The sequence below is a fragment of the Paenibacillus sp. Y951 genome (assembly GCF_056786395.1).
The window spans coordinates 394984-415136 of sequence record NZ_JBXCIY010000002.1 but is presented as its reverse complement, the minus strand read 5'-3'; the positions used below and the strand labels follow the sequence as shown (position 1 = coordinate 415136).

Here is a 20153-nt window from a genome sequence, read left to right as displayed (position 1 = left end):
CATTTTAAGTAGTCTCCTTTCTTTTGTATTGTTTTTATTTCTTAGAATGATATCTATTTAAATGGTGTTTTAAAAACCATTAAGATTTCATTAAGAAAAGTCGCATGAATACTTGATAAACTTATAGTAATACCGTGAGAGTGGTAATTAATCTTATAAAAATTGAATTAGGATGGTGCATAATCGTTATGAAAATTTGGAATTTTTCAACAGTTGAAAAAAGTAAGAAGTTGATGATTTGTTTACTTATACTGTCAATTATGACTTTGGGGCTATGGTCAGGAGACAGCATTCAAAAAGTTCATGCAGATACGTATGGAGACTTTAGCTATTCTAAGTTGGATGGAAAAGTTGAAATAACAGGGTATACAGGTTCTAGTACTGACGTTAGAATCCCGGGAACTATAGACGATTTACCCGTGACATCTATTGGGGAAGCTGCATTTTCAGAAAAAAGCATAACAAGTGTAGAGATTCCGGCTAGTGTAACAATCATAGAGGCTCTTGCTTTTCAAAACACCCGACAATTAAAGAAGGTAATTTTCGCAAATTTAAGTAAATTGGATAATATCGAAGACCTTGCATTTAGTGGTAGTGGGTTAACGAGCATAGAGATTCCAGAGGGTACAACAAGTATAGGGGTCTATGCGTTTAACAACAATGATTTAACTAGTGTAACAATCCCAGATAGCGTGGTAAGTATTGGTGCTTTTGCATTTGGAAGTAACGCTATAACTAGCGTAAATCTTCCAGCGAATTTAACAATAATAGAAAATGGTCTATTTTATTTAAATGTATCGTTAAGTAGTGTGGCAATTCCGTATGGTGTGACGAGCATAGGGAAACAAGCATTTGCATCAGCTCCTCTAACAAGTATAGATATTCCAGCAAGTGTGAAGACGATAGGAGAGGGAGCATTTTATAGTAACCGACTCAAAAATGTTATGATTCCAGCTAGTGTGGAGAGTATAGGGAAGGTTGCATTTAGCAGTACCACAGAAAAAACTATTATTATTGAAGGTGACACAACAGTTATTGAAGACTCAGCACTGACTAACATCGGTGGTAGTCGTAATATCATTGTAGGCTTTCAATCGTCTACAGCCGAGACATATGCTGAATTACAGGGACTTCCTTTTATAAATATTTTATCAGGTGGGGTTAGTTATTCTCCAGATGGTGAATCCGTGGGGAAGGAACAGATCTCAACAAAGGTGGAGATTAAAGTTCCTGCTGATGTATCAGTCACAGCCGAGTATAAATGGTCTACAGACTCCTCGTTGCCAGGTTGGAGCAAAGGAGAGGGAACTACACTTCTTAGTGGAGAGACTATAACTACACCTACGGATACAGGTTATTGGTATTTGCATGTTCGAGTTGATGATGCCAAACATACTGCAGGCTATTCACGTTCTGATGCATTTAGAGTACTTGCACCAGGAAGTAATAATGCGAATTTGAGTAGCTTGGTGCTATCGAGCGGGAGCTTGAGTCCAACTTTTGCAATGGACGAGATGAGTTATAGTGCCGAAGTAGAATATAGTGTGGGTAGTATCAAGGTGACGCCAAATGTAGCGGATCCAAAGGCTAAAGTAACTGTTAATGACAGTGTAGTAATGAGCGGAAGTACAAGTGAATGGATTAAGCTAAATGAAGGTCGTAATAGTATTAAGGTAGTAGTTACTGCACAGGATGGAACAACAAAGAATACGTATATGATCTCAGTAACACGAGCAGAGGGAGATTTTAAATATTCTATGCTTAGCGGGGAAGAAATTCTAATCTACGAGTATAAGGGAACGAGTCCAGATGTAATCATTCCCGAAACTATTGATGGTTTACCAGTAACTATTATTGGGGATAACGTTTTTCGTAATAAACATATAACCAGTGTAAAAATCCCGAACAGTGTAATAACGATAAGCAATCGTGCATTTTACGGAACAAAATTAAAGAGTGTAGAGATTCCACCTAGTGTAACAACTATCGAGGCGTATGCATTTGCGAACAACATTGATCTAGAGAGAATAACTTTTGCAGGTTCAAGTAAATTAGAAAGTATTGGAGGATATGCATTTCAACATAGTGGTTTAACAAGTATAGAGATTCCAAATAGTGTGACTAGTATAGGAGATTATGCATTTTCCAATAATATCTTAGCGAGTGTAAAAATTCCAAATAGTGTAGAGAGTATAGGTATTTATGCATTTCAATTTAACCGTCTAGAAAGCGTAGAGCTCCCAGGTAAATTGACAGTTATAGCTGAAGGTCTGTTTAGTGAAAATATTTTGCTGAAGAGTGTTACGATCCCCGAAGGGGTGATAAGCATTGGGGAATTAGCATTCCTTGCTGCTCCTCTAACTAGTTTAAGTCTTCCAACAAGTGTGACGAGTATAGGGGATAAGGCATTTCAATATAATGGTCTAACTAGTTTGAATATTCCAGATAAAGTAACAAGTGTTGGTACTTATGCATTTTATCAGAACAATGGAAAATTGAAAACTGTCATTATTGAGAGTGATTCAACTACTATTGGAGAAAATGCAATTACTAATCTGGATCGTCATCCAATAACGTTCGTAGCATTTGATTCGTCTACAGCAAAGACATATGCTGATTCGATGTTATTTCCTTTTGTAAATATTTTGTCTGCTGGAGTTAGTTTTTCTCCAAATGGTGAATCGGTAGGGAAGGAAGAGATCACAACAATTGTGGAGATTAAAGTTCCTGCTGCTGTATCAGTCACATCCGAGTATAAATGGTCTACAGACTCCTCGTTGCCAGGTTGGACCAAAGGAGAGGGGACTACACTTCAAAGTGAAGACACCATAACTACTCCTACGGATACAGGTCATTGGTATTTGTATGTTCAAGTTGATGATGCAAAACATACTGCAGGCTATTCACGTTCTGATGCATTTAGAGTTATTGCTCCAAAAAGTAATAATGCCAATTTGAACGGCTTGGTATTATTGAGTGGAGTCTTAAGTCCGACATTTGCTGCAGGCAAGATTGATTACACGGCGAGCGTGGCTAATGGTGTGGAGAGTATCACCGTAACACCGACGGTAGAAGAAAACACTGCGAGCGTGAAGGTGAATGGCGTAGAGGTTACGAGTGGTACTGCATCGGGCGCGATTAGTTTGATCGAAGGAAGCAACACGATCACAGTGATAACGACGGCACAAGATGGAATAACGACGAAGACATACACGATCACGGTAACAAGGGCAACGGCAGTGCTAAGTAACAACGCAGATTTGAGCGGCTTGGTATTATCGAGTGGAGTGTTAAGTCCGACGTTTGCGGCAGGCGAGATTGGTTACACGGCGAGCGTGGCTAATGGTGTGAATAGTATCACCGTGACACCGACGGTAGCAGATAACACTGCGAGCGTGAAGGTGAATGGTGTAGCGGTGACGAGTGGTACTGCATCGGGTGCGATTAGTTTGGTCGAAGGAAGTAATACGATTACAGTGATAACGACGGCACAAGATGGATTAACGACGAAGACATATACGATCACGATAACAAGGGCAACGGCAGTGCTAAGTAACAATGCGGATTTGAGTAACTTGGGACTATCAAGTGGAGTCTTAAGTCCGACATTTGCGGCAGGTAAGATTGGTTACACGGCGAGTGTGGCTAATGGTGTGAATAGTATCACTGTAACACCGACGTTAGAAGAAAACACGGCGAGCGTGAAGGTGAATGGTGTAGCGGTGATGAGTGGTATCGCATCGGGCGCGATTAGTTTGATCGAAGGAAGTAACACGATCACAGTGATAACGACGGCACAGGATGGAATAACGACGAAGACATACACGATCACGGTAACAAGGGCAACGTCAGTGCTAAGTAACAACGCAGATTTGAGCGGCTTGGTATTATCAAGTGGAGTCTTGAGTCCGACGTTTGCTGCAGGCAAGATTGATTACACGGCGAGCGTGGCTAATGGTGTGGAGAGTATCACCGTAACACCGACGTTAGAAGAAAACACTGCGAGCGTGAAGGTGAATGGTGTAGCGGTTACGAGTGGTACTGCATCGGGAGCGATTAGTTTGATCGAAGGAAGCAACACGATCACAGTTGTGACAACGGCACAAGATGGAATAACGACGAAGACATACACGATCACGGTAACAAGGGCAACGGCAGTGCTAAGTAACAACGCAGATTTGAGCGGCTTGGTATTATCAAGTGGAGTCTTAAGTCCGACATTTGCGGCAGGCAGGATTGATTACACGACGAGCGTGGCTAACGGTGTGGAGAGTATCAACGTGACACCAACGGTAGCAGAAAACACTGCGAGCGTGAAGGTGAATGGTGTAGTGGTGACGAGTGGTACTGCATCGGGCGCGATTAGTTTGATCGAAGGAAACAACACGATCAGAGTTGTGACAACGGCGCAGGATGGAACAACGACAAAGACATACACGATCACGGTAACAAGGGCAACGGCAGTGCTAAGTATCAACGCAGATTTGGGTAACTTGGGACTATCAAGTGGAGTCTTAAGTCCGACATTTGCGGCAGGCAAGATCGGTTACACGGCGAGCGTAGCTAATGGTGTGGAGAGTATCACCGTGACACCAACGGTAGAAGAAAACACAGCGAGCGTGAAGGTGAATGGTGTAGCGGTGACGAGTGGTACTGCATCGGGCGCGATTAGTTTGATCGAAGGAAGCAACACGATCACAGTGATAACAACGGCACAAGATGGAACATCGACGAAGACATACACGATCACGGTAACAAGGGCAACGACAGTGCTAAGTAACAACGCAGATTTGAGCAGCTTGGTATTATCAAGTGGAGTCTTAAGTCCGACATTTGCGGCAGGCAGGATTGATTACACGACGAGCGTGGCTAACGGTGTGGAGAGTATCAACGTGACACCAACGGTAGCAGAAAACACTGCGAGCGTGAAGGTGAATGGCGTAGCGGTGACGAGTGGTACTGCATCGGGCGCGATTAGTTTGATCGAAGGAAGCAACACGATCACAGTTGTGACAACGGCACAGGATGGAACAACGACAAAGACGTATACGATCATGGTAACTAGGGCAATGGCAGTGCTAAATAACAACGCAGATTTGAGCGGCTTGGTATTATCAAGTGGAGTCCTGAGTCCGACGTTTGCGGCAGGCAAGATTGATTACACGGCGAGCGTGGCTCATGGTGTGGAGAGTATTACCGTAACACCAACGTTAGAAGAAAACACTGCGAGCGTGAAGGTGAATGGTGTAGTGGTGACGAGTGGTACTGCATCGGGCGCGATTAGTTTGGTCGAAGGAAGTAATACGATTACAGTGATAACGACGGCACAAGATGGATTAACGACGAAGACATATACGATCACGGTAACTAGAGCGGCATCAAGTAGTGGTGGCAGCACCGATGGGGGCGCAAGTAGTCCTAGCACAGGTGGCGGTAAAGTAACTTCAACTGATGGAACATTAACACTTCCAGTAGGAAGCTCAGGTGAAGTGAGCATACCGAATAGAGTGACCATTGTCATTCCGGCAGGTGCATCAGACAAGGAAATAAACATCACGATAGAGGAATTGACAGACACGGACAATCTTCTATCCGATGAAGACGCACCAATCAGTCTGATCTACGAGATTTCTAAAAACTTCTCCGAGAACTTTAATAAGCTGGTAACGCTGACCTTTATTTTTGATCCTTCAAGCTTGAAGGAAGATCAGTATCCAGCTGTCTTCTATTATGATGAGGTGAAGAAGGAATGGATACAGATTGAAGGCGGCAAGGTAGATGGCAATAAGATTACAGTTGAAGTCAATTTCTTTGCGAAGTTTGCGGTAATGGCTGTAAGTAAGGAGGAACAGTCTGGAACGGACCATCCGAAATTTAATGATATTACTGGACACTGGGCAGAGTCGGACATCAATAAAGCAGCACAAATCGGTATCGTGAATGGATATAAGGATGGTACGTTCAAGCCGAATACTGTCGTCACTCGTGCGGAATTTGTAGTGATGTTGATGAAGTCGTTGAAGCGACAAGATGAAGCTGTGAAGCTGACATTCATTGACTCAGATAAGGTTGGCACATGGGCAACAGACGCCATCGAGCAAGCTGTTCAAGCAGGTATCGTTCAAGGATACTCGGATGACAGTTTCCGTCCCAATGCAGAAATTACACGTACAGAGATGGCTATGATGATCGCCAAAGCGCTAGCATTGAAGGTAGAAGCGAATACGGTAACCGACTTTACGGATGACGAAGTTATTCCTAGCTGGGCAAAGGCTCAGATAGCAGCGTTGAAAAATCTTGGTCTACTATCTGGTAAAGGCAATAATGAATTCGCTCCTAATGATAAGGCAACTAGAGCAGAGGCAGTAACGATTATATTGAAAGTGGTTGCCAAGCAGAGTAAGTAAAAGTAAAGAAAATAAGAGGATGTGGTGAAAGGAGACTTTTATAGAGTCTCCTTTTTTCATGGGGCGTGTTTGTTGTATTGAGGAAGAAAGTATAGTTTTTGACATTCCTCATTGGGGCGGAAACGGGACTTTTTTGGTTTCCGACACCTTTCTTTATATGTGGACAGATTTAAGGATTTGGCGCATCAGAAAGGATTCTAGGCGGTCTGATGAGGTGGAAGGGGTGGTGGTGGGGTTACATCATTCTTGTCATTTATGAGGTTGGAAACAGGGTATGCACATCCTTCGCTCGAATATGAGCAAAATTGAAGCGATACGAAAAATGTGAATTATGGTAAGATACGATATGGATTATCGAACGATTATCGAATCATTTGTACGAATATTTCTATTTAGGGGGGTTGGGAATAGATATTAAGTTACGAGAAGTTGTAGCAAGTGATTATACTGAAGTTGTATTTTTATGGAATGATGTACTTGGAGTTCGCAATGTAAGTATTGAAAACTTCCGAGTTACTATGGAAAACATGAATAAGGATGGAAATTACAAAACTACTAAGACATACTGAAAATTATGCAAAAGAAATGGGAATATCAAGCATTATTTTATGTAGCGGATTTAAGAGAACCGACGCCCATGCTTTTTATTTTCATAATGGCTATGACAAAGAATCATACTGCTTTGATAAGGTTATTAAACTTGACTAACTGATGAGTGTGCAATAAAAGAGTTCTATTAAGAAACCACTCCCATTGTGAAGTGCACCCCAAATTCTTTTCCTGACAGCTATTTGCGATTTAAGCTCCTTGACACGATCGTTGCATCAATCCTTCATTTAATATTAGCGAATTACACTTTGACTTCCATACAGTCATTATATATATTTATATAAATATAATGTTTAATTAATAAAATTAAAGGTGGTTGGATAGTGTCTGCACAAAGCGATGAGGATATAGATATCCAATATGTTATGAATGAAATGCGACAGGTTCAACAAAAATCGAAAGCATTCATAGAAGGTATAACACGTAACGATAAATTGTCCCAGAACCATATCATGCTACTGATGGATTTAAAGTTATCTGGCAGCATGCGGATAACGGACATATCCGAGCGTTTTTTTATTACAGCGGGTGCAGCAACCTCAATGTGCGATAAGCTTGAGGAGCAAAACCTGATTTGCAGAATTCGAACTAAGGAAGATAGAAGAGTTGTAATGGTTGAGCTAACCAGCATAGGAGAAGAAAAGTTAAAAACCATATTCAAGCAATTCCCTTCAGAGAAGCTTCGTACAATAGCCAGTGTTTTAAAGCAAGTAAACGTACTTATGTCAAAAATAATTGATTGATTGAGAGCTGTCCGCAAAAAGCGTGACAGCTTTTTTAGATACCTCCATAGTTAGTAAGTTTCACTTGACAAGAGACCACTTCGCAATGTATTTTAATTGTAATATATTATAACTGTTAAAATATTTAAGGAGGGAAGTATATGAAACACTCCAATTCTAATGTTATAAGAATTAATGGAATGGGGACCTACATCAAAGATGTTCATGCGAAAGCAATACGAGTCGTTGGACATGGTAGATTTAAAGGGATGATTCGAACCTGCAGCTTTAAAAACAATGGCTCTTGCAGTGTTAAATCAGATTGCATCGCTAAGGATTTTTCGAATATCGGACACGGACATTTTCATTCTATTACCGCTGAACACATCTATTCTGCTGGTTCAATACATGTTGACACATCAGTAAGCGTCGAAACGTTTCATGCGAAAGGCTTAATTCATATCGATGATACTCTATCAGCTAAGGAAGTACGGATTAATTTCCACTACAAGAGTTTTTTCAGACATATCATTGCAAAGAAGAATATTGAAATTCGCTCTGATCGTTTGTCATTTGCGAATTTGATACGGCTAGGCAGAAGAAATGGAAAGTGTACAAGTCTACAGGGAAGACACATCGTTATTGAACATCTAGATGCCGATTTGGTTATCGGAGAGGATATTATTATTGGACCCGGTTGTAAAATTGGTGAAGTACAATATTCGAAAAGCTTGAGCGTAAATCCTCGCTCTTTAGTGCAACATACTGTGCAAATTAAATGAAGAGGTGTTGTCCATGGGATCTGTTTATAGAATGATACTGAAAATATTGGTTGGATTATTTGCTTTTCCTGTATTCAGCGTGTTGACAGTTGGTTTGTTCATTTGTGCTATATTGTCATCGACAGCAGGGCTGGTGCGGACATTCGGTTTTAAACTAGAAATGAATATCGCGATGTTCGAAGTCCCACGTCTCTTAAGCTTGCCCTTCGCTCTCCTCTTCGGTGCACTATTTTTTTATTTAGCAATTGTTAGCTGGAAAATCCTTCGTTCATCCTATAGATTTATCAAATTGTAAAAATCTAAATAACTAATGAAGCTAAGAAACGACCCTCGACTTAAGGAGTAAGAATTATCTGCTCTACCAACTGAGCTAACTAAGAGCTGATGCTCCATGTGCTCGTTCAGCCCCCTGGTCTTCACCAAACAATAAATTCAACCACTTCACTTAAAGCGAAAGTTCGTCTAATTCACTTATCTATCAGTTTTCGCCGAGAGGACTTCCACTTCTATAAGTGGCGAGGTGAATCGGCGATTTCTTGAATAATCCCACAACATATTCTTCCTTTCTTATATCCTAAGAGGTATAATGGATAGAGAACATATATTCGTATTTCGGTCTGGGAGGGGGTGAAATGTTGTCAGATTCAAAGTCCATGTTTAGAACCCATCAAGTATGGATTAAGCCAGGTCATCGCTTGTTTTCGTACCTCGATCAAGCATGCCAGGACGCTAAGAACCTGTATAACACGACCAATTTTTACATCCGACAGATTGTGACCGCATTTGAGAAGAACGAGCCTCTCCAACCGTTGCAACGAGAAGTTCTAGATACGTTGGCGTCACATATTGATTTAATGAATGAACGACGAAGGGAAGGGAGCAGTTCCCCTCCGTTCAAGCTACCCTCGCAAGAAAGTCCCTTTGTTCATTACAACTTCCTCGACGCCTTGTTCAAAGTGATGAATCAACTCGATTATCGAGCGCTCCCGACGCAGAGCAGTCAGGGAATCATGAAGGTGGTGTTCCACAATTGGAAATCCTTCTTTGCCAGTATCAAGGATTACCGCCAGCATCCTGAGAAGTACAACGGCAAGCCCCATATTCCGGGATATGCTCGGAACAAGGTCAAGGAAGTTATCTTCTCCAACCAAGACTGCGTGATCAAAGAACGAAAGTTTCTCAAGTTTCCAAAGAGCAAGCTACAACTGAATATCGGGAAGCTAGGCTGTACCGACGGACAACTGAAGCAAGTACGTGTCATCCCACGCCATGGACAGTACGTCGTCGAATTAATCTTCGCTTATCCGCTCGAAATGAAGGAGCGAGTACAAGACCACATGCTGGCGATTGATCTTGGTGTCGTCAATCTTGCAACCATCGTCACGACGACCGGAGCGAAACCGATCCTCGTGAAGGGCAAGATCGTGAAAGCAATCAATCAGTATTACAACAAGATGAAAGCGTACTATACTAGCATTCTTCGTCAGGGTAAAGAACCTCGCGAGGGGGCGTATACATCCAGGCGATTAGAACGGCTTCATCTGAAGCGTCATCGGAGGATCAAAGACTTGTTCCACAAGACAAGCTGTCATATTGTTCGGTTAGCTGTGGAATACAACATCGGTACGATCGTCATTGGCCATAACGATGGATGGAAACAATCGCTCGGAATCGGACGGCGAAATAATCAGTCCTTCCATCATATTCCCCATCACATGCTCATCAAGATGATCGAGTATAAGGCAGCTGAGCAGGGAATCATCGTGATCCTGACGGAAGAGGCGTATACCTCGAAAGCCAGCTTTGTAGATCAAGATCCGTTACCGAGTTATGGTGAAGAAGGAACATGGATCTTCTCAGGCAAACGGATGTCTCGCGGTCTGTATCAGAACACGAAGGGTTTGATTCATGCCGATGTCAACGGTGCAGCCAATATTATGCGAAAAGTATTCCCAAACGTATCGGTCAAAGATGCGAATGGGATAGAGGGGTTGGATGGTAACCAGACCATCAATGTGTCAACTCCACTGGTGTTAAGCATCCTGAAATAAATGGGATGAACCATCAGAAACCCCCACTTCAATCGAAGCGACAGCTTTGGTAAGTGGCGGGAGTATTCATCATGAGATGATCTAATGAATAACGAAGTTTTGTCGACGAGGACTTTTAGCGGTACTTACGAATTAAGTGAAAAGGGCGTTACTTCGATCATAAATAAAGGAAATTCATGTGGAAGCTGACCGCAAGAACATAAAAAGCATCGTCTTCTGGTTTACAGAGGACGATGGAAAAAGTACGTATAATGCTTTACAAATTAATTAAGAGAGGTGAACCGTATCACAAATAGTAGTGACACTGTAAAGATACAAAAAGTCAGCGTTATTTACGCTGACTTTTTGGTAGTTGGATCTCGAACACTGTTTTTTCAAGAGGGACGCTTATTAAAGTAATTGATCCACCATGGAAGGCAATAATTTCTTTGACAATGGACAGTCCAATACCAAGTCCCTCGCCTCTTCTGCTACTATCGGCACGGTAGAATCGTTCAAAAACATGCTCTTGATCTTGTATAGTAATGCCACTTCCTTTATCAATAACCGTTATGAAGAGGACATCATCTGTTTCCCAAAGTTCGATTCCAAGATAATGTCCTTCTGATCCGTAACGAATGGCGTTGTCGAGCAGGTTTCGCAGCGCACGTTCGATTAGGGAGGCATCAATCGAAGCATAGATATCCTCATCAGGGATATTCACTTCAACAGTGAAGTTTTGACCCTCTAAAAACATCAGATAATCTGCAGCGATGTTTTGTAGCATTTCGGATACATTATGCATTGCAACATGAAGTGTTACATTCTCCTCATCCTGCCGAGTAATATCTAATAATTGATCTAGAAGCTTATCCATATAACGAGAACGCTGCAGCAGAATTTTAGCACTAGCTTGCAGTTCCTTCTCATCCTTATACAATCCAGCACGAATCGTTTCTGCATATCCTAAAATCATCGTTAGCGGGGTACGTAGATCATGGGAAAGATTAGACAGCAACAGCTTACGCCTATGGTCTAATTGCCTAATCAGTTCCGTTTGATATTGAATACGGTGAGCCATAGCGTTATAATGCGCAGTGAGCTGGCCGATTTCATCTTTACTCGTATCTTCTAGTACGGTGATTTCACTTTGGAGGTTAAGCTGCCCCATGGCATGATTGAGCTTATTAATGCGTTTGTTCATGGAAAAGAAAAACCATAAAGATAGCAGATAAGGAATTAAGAAAGCGACAATTAAAGGTAACAAAAAAGTAAACATAACTTTAAAGGTGCGCATGAAGAAATAAATTTGCCCTTTTTTCATAGCATCACTGGATAAACCCATTAGTAGATAATAGGGCTGATCCCCATTTTCAACGGAAAACGTAAGTGTTATTGGCTCATCGACTCCCCATAAATTTTCGGGCATATAAAGCATACGATCTGCAAGTTGTCCAAAATCATAGCTGTTCTGTTCCCCAAGAGTGTCATAAATCGTCGCTCCAGTTGCAGAAATCCATTCAAAACGAATATTAGGATGGTTATTATGAGCATCATCCAGTAATGGCGTTATGTCTGCGACATGAAAAGCTTGTTGCTTTTCAACCGTATCAAGAAGTTCTTGCGAGATCGTGTTCAAGCCATTCAAGTTATAACCCTCATCTCCAATTGTACCCATAATTTGACTAAGTGGAATGAAAAGAAGAATACTACTAATTGCACTAATGAGCATAAGCAGCCAAAGCTTTGTTTGAATTTTCATTGTCCATCTCCTGAAAATCGATAACCGATTCCACGTATATTATGAAGGTAATGAGGAGAGTCCTCTGTGGGCTCGAGAATGCTTCGTAGTTTACTTATATAAACACTCAAATTGTTATTATCAAAGTTTTCATGATTCCATACTTGCTTGTATATTTCCCTTTTACTTAAAACACGGTCTGGATTTTGCATGAACAATTCTAAAAGTCTGCATTCTACCGGGGTTACAGAAAATGATTTCCCATCGTTCTGCAATACATAATTTTCGATATCTAGCACAAATTTATTTAACCGCAGAACTTTAACAGGATGAGAAGAAGGGGGATTATGTCTTCTTAACTGTGCTTGTACACGAGCAACTAATTCCATTGGGCTAAAGGGCTTGGTGACATAATCATCTGCACCTAATCCGAGCGTCAAGATTTTGTCTTGCACTTCCCGTCTTGCACTAAGGGCAATAACTACTGGCGTTGCAGTTGCTTCTTGTAAATAGTGTAACACCTCAAATCCAGTGCCATCATCCATCATGAGGTCCAGTATCAATAATTCAATGGGATGCTCCTGTAAACATTGAATAGCTTGACGTCCTGAACTAGCTTCAATGACTTGTAGTTCTGCTTTTTCTAAATGCATACGAATTAACTGACGAATTTCGGGTTCATCATCTACGATTAAGATTTGATTGTTGATACATCATTCCTCCATCTTCATAGGGCATTACATCCCTCTTGATCACAGTTAAATCATATCAATAATAAATTGGAAAATATATATTTTATAGAATTCATTAAGAATACATTAAGAAAAGAGGTGATTTCTCTTTATCTCTCAAGTCTTACGATAAAGAGGCAAATACTTTATAGTCACTAGTAGTGATCTATTGGTATTTGCCTTTTGAATTTGCGATGAAGTATCTACGTTATCAACTTATGTCTGATTAGTTTTGAATTTATCACGATATTGGCCTGGTGTCATACCCTCTAGCTTGCGAAACGAGCGAATAAAGTTTTGAGAGTTATTATACTGCAGCTTTGCGGCGATATCCTTAATTGCAATAGTAGATTCGGATAGCCACTTTTTAGCCATTTTAAATCGATACATCGTTAAGTAATCAGTAAAGGAAACATTCGTTTCCTTGCGAAAAACACCACTTAAATAGTTCGCATTATAATGTAAGCGAGATGCACATTCCTCTAGCGTAAGGTCGGTATCATAGTGTTGCTGCACTAGATCAATAATTTTCGCTGATAAATTATGATATTGCGTATCTTGTCTATCGCGATAAATGGTAACAAGCGGATAAATGACGACCTTCCAAAACCAGCGCTGGATTTCCTGCTTATGCTGTATGTTAAGTAGCTGTTCTAGTAATGAACCATGATGATCAAGCTGCTTTAATGTAATCCCTGATTCCTGCATTGTGATGACTAGATTATTAAGCAATCTAGTGAGTGGAAATTGAAATTCTTGCGGTGACCGATCACTCTGAAAGATGCTGTAAAGAAACTGCGACAAAAGCTCTTTGGCATGATCTGCTTCGGCCACTTTAATCGCATCCAATAATTCATTTTCAAGCTGCTGTGGATAATTAATTTGCAGTACATTTCGTTGTTCATTCGTTTGATTGTACTGAATAATAATACCTTCGCCAAGAATCATACGATGCTTCAATGCATCCAATCCTTCACGATAAGCATTACCTATACAGTTAAACTCGTGAAATGGCGTGCTAATTCCAATACTAATTTGTAAATTCAAAATTTGCTGCATCTGCTGCTGGAGTGATTCCGTCAAGCTATATTGTATAGAATGAAAAATTGTACCTTCCTTCTCGGGAGTACCAATAATAACGACTACACTTTGATCTAAAACAATTGGAGCTAGCCGCTGCTCGGCTGGTATCAATTCCTCTAAAACATTGTGGAGGGCAAATAAAAGTAAATCGATATCTTGAATGGTATGACTACTTGAAGGATGGAAATCAATTTGAATCGTAATAACTTCCATCGTATTCCAATTGTCTAATTGATAGGAATATCCAAATTGTTGAAGCTGTGATCGTATTTCAGCTGCTTTAATTTTCCCTTGGTAAGCTTTCATAAAAAACAGTGTTCGAACCTGATGGAGATGCTGTTGAACCTGAAACTCTAGTTCTGATTTGGACTGAAATAAAGAATGGACACGTTCACTAATTAATTGAAATTCATTAGCATTTTGCTTCGAGCCTCCATCATCATGCTCAATACCACCAATTTGCAGTAAAAGACGGCGGATCGGACTATAAAATTGCTTCGTTCCCAGCCAAACTAATAGAAAGCATAAGAAAATGATGCCTAAACAAATGTAAAGAGTATACATTCCAATTTTATTGGATTCAGCGGTTAAAGCTTCAATGGACGAAATCGACATATACGTCCAGCCTGTTGTGATGGATTTGTAGTAGGTGACAGTGGAGTGGATCTGATTAATTTGAGTATTGTATTGTCCGCTCATATCGGTTAATTCGTTCAGATTAATACCTGCCGTATTGATGGGCTGTCCAATGAGTGATTGGTCCGTATGAATGACAATGTTGGACTGATCATCCAATACGACAACATCAGAGCTCGAGTCGATATTTTGTACGACCATTTCTTGTAGGTCGCAGGTTGGGATCGTTGCTAGGGCAAGACCATACATATCTACGCTATTGGCTGGAAGTTGCTTGACGAGCGTGATGTTATAAGGACATACCGCAGTATTTCTAGAGACCTCTTCACTATAGAACAGATAAGATGGAGTGAGCACCCAAGGTGTATATTCGGGCAGATTCATTAGCTCTACTAGCTGATCATCATATTCATATTGATCCAGTTCATATAAACCCGAATTTTTGATAAGCCAATTGTGCCGTTCATTGAGCAAGATAACATCCTCGAGCTTTATATCAAATGATTGCATATGCCGTATTTCGTTGCGAAGATCATCATAAAGCATAAAGTCAGCAGCAGTTAAATTTTGAGACATTGCTTGTTTCAGAACGGTAGAGGCAAGCATTTGATTCATAGTATGGTTGACAGTCGTCAATTTCTGTTCTACATTTGAATTAATCTGCATAATAAGTTGTCTTTTTCCTTCGTTAACATTTTTTTGGATTTCGTTAGATGCTGTAATATAGGCGAAAATTCCAATGAAAATAACGGGAATCGTGCTGAGTAAACATCCGAAAATCATCATTTTAGTTAAATAATTAAGTGAACGCATATGATCTCAACACCTTAATATTAATATGAAGAATATGATTATCTTTATTTTAGTAAACGCATACATATTATACAATAATCATCTAGCATAACAATAATCAACATCTCATATTACCATGAAATCCAACAGTTTAAGGGGAGTTACAATGAAACAATATAAGCAGTTGAACTTCATCTTGATCGTGTATAGGCTTGGTATGTTGGTATTAATCGTCACCCTGTTATTTGGCTGTAGCGCATCTGCTGTAACGCCAATGACGGAGGATACAAAGATTACTGAGATTTCGATTATGGTGCCGCTACATTTTCCGCATTCTCCAAGTGAAGAAAGCATAGCCTTACTTGAACAATTAACAAATACTAAACTAGAGCTAAGCTGGGTGCCAGATGGAATTTATTCTGACAAAATGCATACAGCATTAACGACAAACTCCTATAAAAAAGTAATGTTCGAGAAGTATACAGATTATGTTTCTATTAAAAGCTCGATTAGAACAGGTGCATTTTGGGAGATTGGTCCTTATCTTGAGCAGTTTCCTAACTTGAAGCAATTGAATCAGGAGATATTATTACAAACAGCGGTTGATGGGAAAATATACGGTTTATATACGGAACGCCAATCCTCGAGGCAAGGTATCATTTTACGAAAGGATTGGTTAGATAGCTTAGGTATGAAAGAGCCGACAACTATTGATGAATTATACGAAATATTGTATGCATTTACTTATCAAGATCCAGATTATAATGGCAAGGACGATACGATTGGTTTAACCGATCGAAATGATTTAATTTATGGTGCTTTTAAAACACTAGGTTCCTATTTTGGCACTCCGAATAATTGGGAAATAATAGATCAAACCTTTATTCCAGAGTTTGAAACAGATACGTATATGAATACAATGAATTTCATGAAAAAATTATATGAGGAGAAGCTTATTAATGCTGATTTCCCAGTTACTAGTAAGGAGATGCAGCGTGAGCTATTAATTCGTGGGACAGCGGGTGTATATATTGGTACTATGACTGATGTACAGCGCTTATATGAGGAAGCAAAGCAATTTAATGATGCGGTTGAATTTACTGTTATCAATCGGATAGAAGGGCCAGTAGGCAACCGTATTTGGTCAATTCCAAATTTCAATGGCTTATATTTATTTTCTAAAAAAGCAATTCCTACAGAGGATGAGCTACTAAAGGTACTAGCTTTCTTTGATCGTACGATGGATGCAGATGTAGCAAACTTACTACACTATGGAATTAAAGATAAGCATTATACAGTCGAGGATGATAAAGTTATATTATCAGAGGAATTAACGGCACTCCGTTCACAGGAAGTAAATGCACTATATTCGTTGATGATTGCTGATCTAAGTAATTCCAATGTTATGGAGGTAGCCGAGCAGCATCATTTATGGAGCTATGCTGCACAATTGGTAGAAGATAATAATAATTTTCTTGTCCTTGACCCGACGGTAGGACTGGAATCTATAACCTATGATGAGCGTGGGAGTGAGTTATACAGGATCATTTCAGATGCAACATACAATTATATACTAGGTGCGATTGATGATAATGAGTATGAACAGAAGATAGAACAATGGCGGGAAAATGGTGGGGATCGAATTATTGCTGAGTATACAGCGGATTATTTTCAGTAGAATACTTATTCGTAAGTATAGTTAAATAGATCTAATTATCAATAGAGGGTTATAGAGGCTGCGGTAAGTAGTGCAAGTTATGGCTACTTTACTGCAGTTTTTTTGTTCATTGAGATGAATAGTTCACGAGTTTGAGCTCAAGTGTCACTATCTCCCTTCATAATCATTAACTCATATATTGATTCATTAGGCATGAGCATGAACAAATGATTATTTCCGAACCATATCTACAGATGTTACGGTATAGAAGCTTACAGATGACGAATGATTTTAAGACACCGGTTCAGCTATTTTTAATAATGAAAATGGGGGTCATCGTTTATGAAGAAAAAGCCAATAGTTATTGTATTAAGTATTTTGTTAGCGCTTTCTCTAGTGTTGAGTGCATGTGGAGGAAATAACAAAGGTAGCTCTGATCCAACACCAACACCAAAAGGAACAACAGATGTTAAAGGAAATGAGAACAAAGATGCAGAGGTACCAGCCAAGCCAACTGAAATTACGATTATGCTACCATTAAATGTTGCAGAAACACCACCAGACACAATCAAAATCGAACTTGAAAAATTAACCAATACTAAGCTGACATATCAATTTTCTCCGGCAGATACGTATGAGGAGAAATTAAATACGTCTCTAGCAACAAGCACATTGCCACAAGTCGTCTATTTGAAAAATCAAGCAACATTTTTACAAATGAGAGAAGCGATTCGCGATGGACAGTTTTGGGAAATTGGACCTTATTTAGCGGAATTCCCTAACCTGAATAAATTGAAGCCAGAAATTTTGAATAATACAAAGGTAGATGAAAAGCTATATTCCTTATATATTGGTCGTCCACTAGCGCGACAAGGTCTAATTTATCGCAAGGATTGGGCTGATAGCTTAGGATTAGAGGCGCCGAAAACAGTTGAGGATCTGTATACAATGCTAGACAAGTTTACGAATGGGGATCCAGACGATAATGGTATCGACGATACGATTGGTTTGGCAGATCGTAATGATCTAATCTACGGTGCATTCAAAACAATAGCTTCTTGGTTTGCTACTCCCAATGGATGGGGCGAAAAGGATGGACAGCTATTGCCAGAATTCACTTCTGAAGAGTACATTGCATCGATGGATTATATGAAGAAGATTCGTGACAATAACTTAATGAACGTAGACTTTGCAGCGACTAGTAAAACGGATCAAGTAGCTTTATTTACAAGTGGTAAAGCAGGCGCTTATATCGGATCTATGCAAGATATTGATTCCTTAAATAAGGACTTAATTAAAAATGTCCCTACTGCTAATGCAAGTGTACATGCGCTAATGGAAGGACCAGACGGTAATGTGTCTACTTGGGCGATTCCTGGATACAACAATGTTGTACTATTCCCGAAAACAGCGATCAAAAATGAAGATGAGCTTAAGAAAATACTTGCCTTCTTTGATGCGATGATGACACCTGAAGTATCTAATCTAATGTTCTGGGGAATTGAAGGTGTTCACTACACAGTAGTAGATGGGGAAGCAAAGCCATCTGATGATAAAGAGTTAACTGAGCGTGAAGTTAAAGGGTTCAAAGATAGTGTTATTGGAGAACCAGAAACAAGTGGTAGATTAGAGGCATTAAACACACTTGAGGCACGTATTTTAGCAGAACAATTAATTATTGAAAATGCTAAGGTAGCGATTCATGATCCAACAGCAGCGCTTGATTCTGCTACTTATGCAGAAAAAGCAACTCAGCTGCAAGAGCTGATTACCGACGCAACATATAAGTATATGTACGGTTCAATTGATCTTGCTGGATTTAATGCAGCTATTGAAGATTGGAAAAAACGTGGGGGTCAACAAATGATCGATGAATTTAATGCTGCTTACAAACAATAAGACTGACTAGATATAAGCAGGGTGGCTGCGGAAGGGCTAAGCATAGAACTGCTATGCCCTTCTCTTCCCCTCGAAATGCAACGTGGGAAAGGAGAGAAGAATGATGCAAGATGTAGTAATAGAGAAAGCACATGTTCCAGGAACACGGTCTAGCAGTGAACTAAAGAGGCGATTATGGCGAAATAAATGGTTGTATGTCATGATCACTCCGGGAATTTTATTTTTTATAATATTTAAATATATTCCTATGTTTGGATTAGTAATAGCTTTTCAAGATTTTAAGCCATTCTTTGGATTCTCGGGTAGTGAGTGGGTCGGATTTGAGCATTTTAAGCGTTTATTCACAGAACCAGACTTCTTAAACATACTATCCAATACGTTAATTTTATTCGGATTGAATTTGCTAATTTATTTTCCAGTACCGATTATTTTAGCTTTAATGTTAAATGAGGTTCGGATTACATTTTTCAAACGGTTTTTTCAATCTCTTGTATATTTACCGCATTTTCTTTCTTGGGTCATTATTGTATCGATAAGTTTCGTCATGCTTACGATGGATGGTGGAATTATTAATGAGCTATTAGTCTTTTTTGGATTTGAAAAAGTCAATTTCCTGCTCAATAACGGATGGTTCAGACCTGTATATATCATTCAAGTAATCTGGCGTGAAGCTGGGTGGGGAACGATTATATATTTAGCTGCAATTGCATCGGTGGATCCTGGGCAATATGAAGCTGCGCGGATAGATGGCGCATCCAGAATGAGACAGGTATGGCATATTACTTTACCAGCGATTCGTAGCGTTATTATTATATTATTAATTTTGAAAATCGGTGATGTGCTAGAACTTGGTTTTGAGCATGTGTACTTGCTCTTAAATTCAATGAATCGCGAAGTTGCTGAAATTATAGATACTTACGTATATACGGCCGGCTTGCGTCAGGGACAGTTCAGTTACGCTTCAGCCATTGGTTTATTTAAATCTTTAGTAGGCTTAGTTTTAGTCGTGCTTGCTAATTATTTGGCGAAGAAAATGGGCGAGGAAGGCGTTTATTAATGTGAGA

General features: G+C 39.8%; 11 protein-coding genes. 8 read left to right on the top strand and 3 right to left on the bottom strand.

Translation table 11 applies throughout. The features are described 5' to 3' along the window. Positions 1 to 188: 188 nt before the first annotated feature. The 5 genes from AC1TPB_RS04625 to AC1TPB_RS04605 all read left to right on the top strand — a co-directional run bounded on the left by AC1TPB_RS04625 (position 189) and on the right by AC1TPB_RS04605 (position 10571). Positions 189 to 6407 carry a cadherin-like beta sandwich domain-containing protein gene (locus AC1TPB_RS04625; RefSeq protein ID WP_482075406.1) on the top strand — a complete coding sequence of 2073 codons (6219 nt, stop codon included), beginning with the start codon at positions 189 to 191 and terminating at the stop codon, positions 6405 to 6407. A gap of 401 nt (positions 6408 to 6808) precedes the next feature. Then, a complete protein-coding gene (locus AC1TPB_RS04620) occupies positions 6809 to 6976 on the top strand; it encodes a hypothetical protein (protein ID WP_482075405.1) in 168 nt (55 codons plus the stop codon). Positions 6977 to 7339: 363 nt separating this feature from the next. Next, the gene (locus tag AC1TPB_RS04615) at positions 7340 to 7759 is read left to right on the top strand and encodes a MarR family winged helix-turn-helix transcriptional regulator (protein WP_482075404.1); all 420 of its coding nucleotides are present in this window, start codon (positions 7340 to 7342) and stop codon (positions 7757 to 7759) included. A gap of 140 nt (positions 7760 to 7899) precedes the next feature. Continuing rightward, on the top strand, positions 7900 to 8520 hold the full coding sequence (locus AC1TPB_RS04610; protein WP_482075403.1) for a hypothetical protein: 621 nt from the start codon (positions 7900 to 7902) through the stop codon (positions 8518 to 8520). Positions 8521 to 9152: 632 nt separating this feature from the next. Then, positions 9153 to 10571 (top strand): RNA-guided endonuclease InsQ/TnpB family protein, encoded by a 1419-nt coding sequence (locus AC1TPB_RS04605; RefSeq protein WP_482075402.1) that lies wholly within the window; start codon positions 9153 to 9155, stop codon positions 10569 to 10571. A 328-nt stretch (positions 10572 to 10899) separates the two neighbouring features. On the opposite strand, the gene AC1TPB_RS04600 is transcribed toward AC1TPB_RS04605, so the two are convergent. The 3 genes from AC1TPB_RS04600 to AC1TPB_RS04590 form a co-directional block, all read right to left on the bottom strand. Then, positions 10900 to 12312, bottom strand: a complete 1413-nt coding sequence (locus tag AC1TPB_RS04600; RefSeq protein ID WP_482075401.1) for a HAMP domain-containing sensor histidine kinase — start codon at positions 12310 to 12312, stop codon at positions 10900 to 10902. Next, complete coding sequence (locus AC1TPB_RS04595; protein WP_482063116.1) at positions 12309 to 12983, bottom strand: response regulator transcription factor; 675 nt, start codon at positions 12981 to 12983, stop codon at positions 12309 to 12311. The genes AC1TPB_RS04600 and AC1TPB_RS04595 overlap by 4 nt, the downstream gene beginning before the upstream one ends. Positions 12984 to 13238: 255 nt before the next feature. Beyond that, positions 13239 to 15554, bottom strand: coding sequence for a helix-turn-helix domain-containing protein (locus AC1TPB_RS04590; RefSeq protein WP_482075400.1), 2316 nt, complete (start codon positions 15552 to 15554; stop codon positions 13239 to 13241). A 145-nt stretch (positions 15555 to 15699) separates the two neighbouring features. Between AC1TPB_RS04590 and AC1TPB_RS04585 the strand changes: the two genes are divergently transcribed. The 3 genes from AC1TPB_RS04585 to AC1TPB_RS04575 all read left to right on the top strand — a co-directional run bounded on the left by AC1TPB_RS04585 (position 15700) and on the right by AC1TPB_RS04575 (position 20146). Further along, positions 15700 to 17211: an extracellular solute-binding protein gene (locus AC1TPB_RS04585; protein WP_482075399.1), complete on the top strand. Its 1512-nt coding sequence runs from the start codon at positions 15700 to 15702 to the stop codon at positions 17209 to 17211. Positions 17212 to 17532: 321 nt separating this feature from the next. Further along, positions 17533 to 19089, top strand: a complete 1557-nt coding sequence (locus AC1TPB_RS04580; RefSeq protein WP_482075398.1) for an extracellular solute-binding protein — start codon at positions 17533 to 17535, stop codon at positions 19087 to 19089. A 100-nt stretch (positions 19090 to 19189) separates the two neighbouring features. Next, a complete protein-coding gene (locus AC1TPB_RS04575) occupies positions 19190 to 20146 on the top strand; it encodes an ABC transporter permease (protein WP_482075397.1) in 957 nt (318 codons plus the stop codon). Positions 20147 to 20153: the final 7 nt, after the last annotated feature.

What these genes read in the sequence shown, in the direction of transcription:
- AC1TPB_RS04590 (WP_482075400.1), bottom strand. Translation starts at nt 15,554, where the DNA reads ATGCGTTCACTTAATTATTTAACTAAAATGATGATTTTCGGATGTTTA.
- AC1TPB_RS04625 (WP_482075406.1), top strand. Translation starts at nt 189, where the DNA reads ATGAAAATTTGGAATTTTTCAACAGTTGAAAAAAGTAAGAAGTTGATG.
- AC1TPB_RS04605 (WP_482075402.1), top strand. Translation starts at nt 9,153, where the DNA reads ATGTTGTCAGATTCAAAGTCCATGTTTAGAACCCATCAAGTATGGATT.
- AC1TPB_RS04575 (WP_482075397.1), top strand. Translation starts at nt 19,190, where the DNA reads ATGATGCAAGATGTAGTAATAGAGAAAGCACATGTTCCAGGAACACGG.
- AC1TPB_RS04600 (WP_482075401.1), bottom strand. Translation starts at nt 12,312, where the DNA reads ATGAAAATTCAAACAAAGCTTTGGCTGCTTATGCTCATTAGTGCAATT.
- AC1TPB_RS04580 (WP_482075398.1), top strand. Translation starts at nt 17,533, where the DNA reads ATGAAGAAAAAGCCAATAGTTATTGTATTAAGTATTTTGTTAGCGCTT.
- AC1TPB_RS04585 (WP_482075399.1), top strand. Translation starts at nt 15,700, where the DNA reads ATGAAACAATATAAGCAGTTGAACTTCATCTTGATCGTGTATAGGCTT.
- AC1TPB_RS04610 (WP_482075403.1), top strand. Translation starts at nt 7,900, where the DNA reads ATGAAACACTCCAATTCTAATGTTATAAGAATTAATGGAATGGGGACC.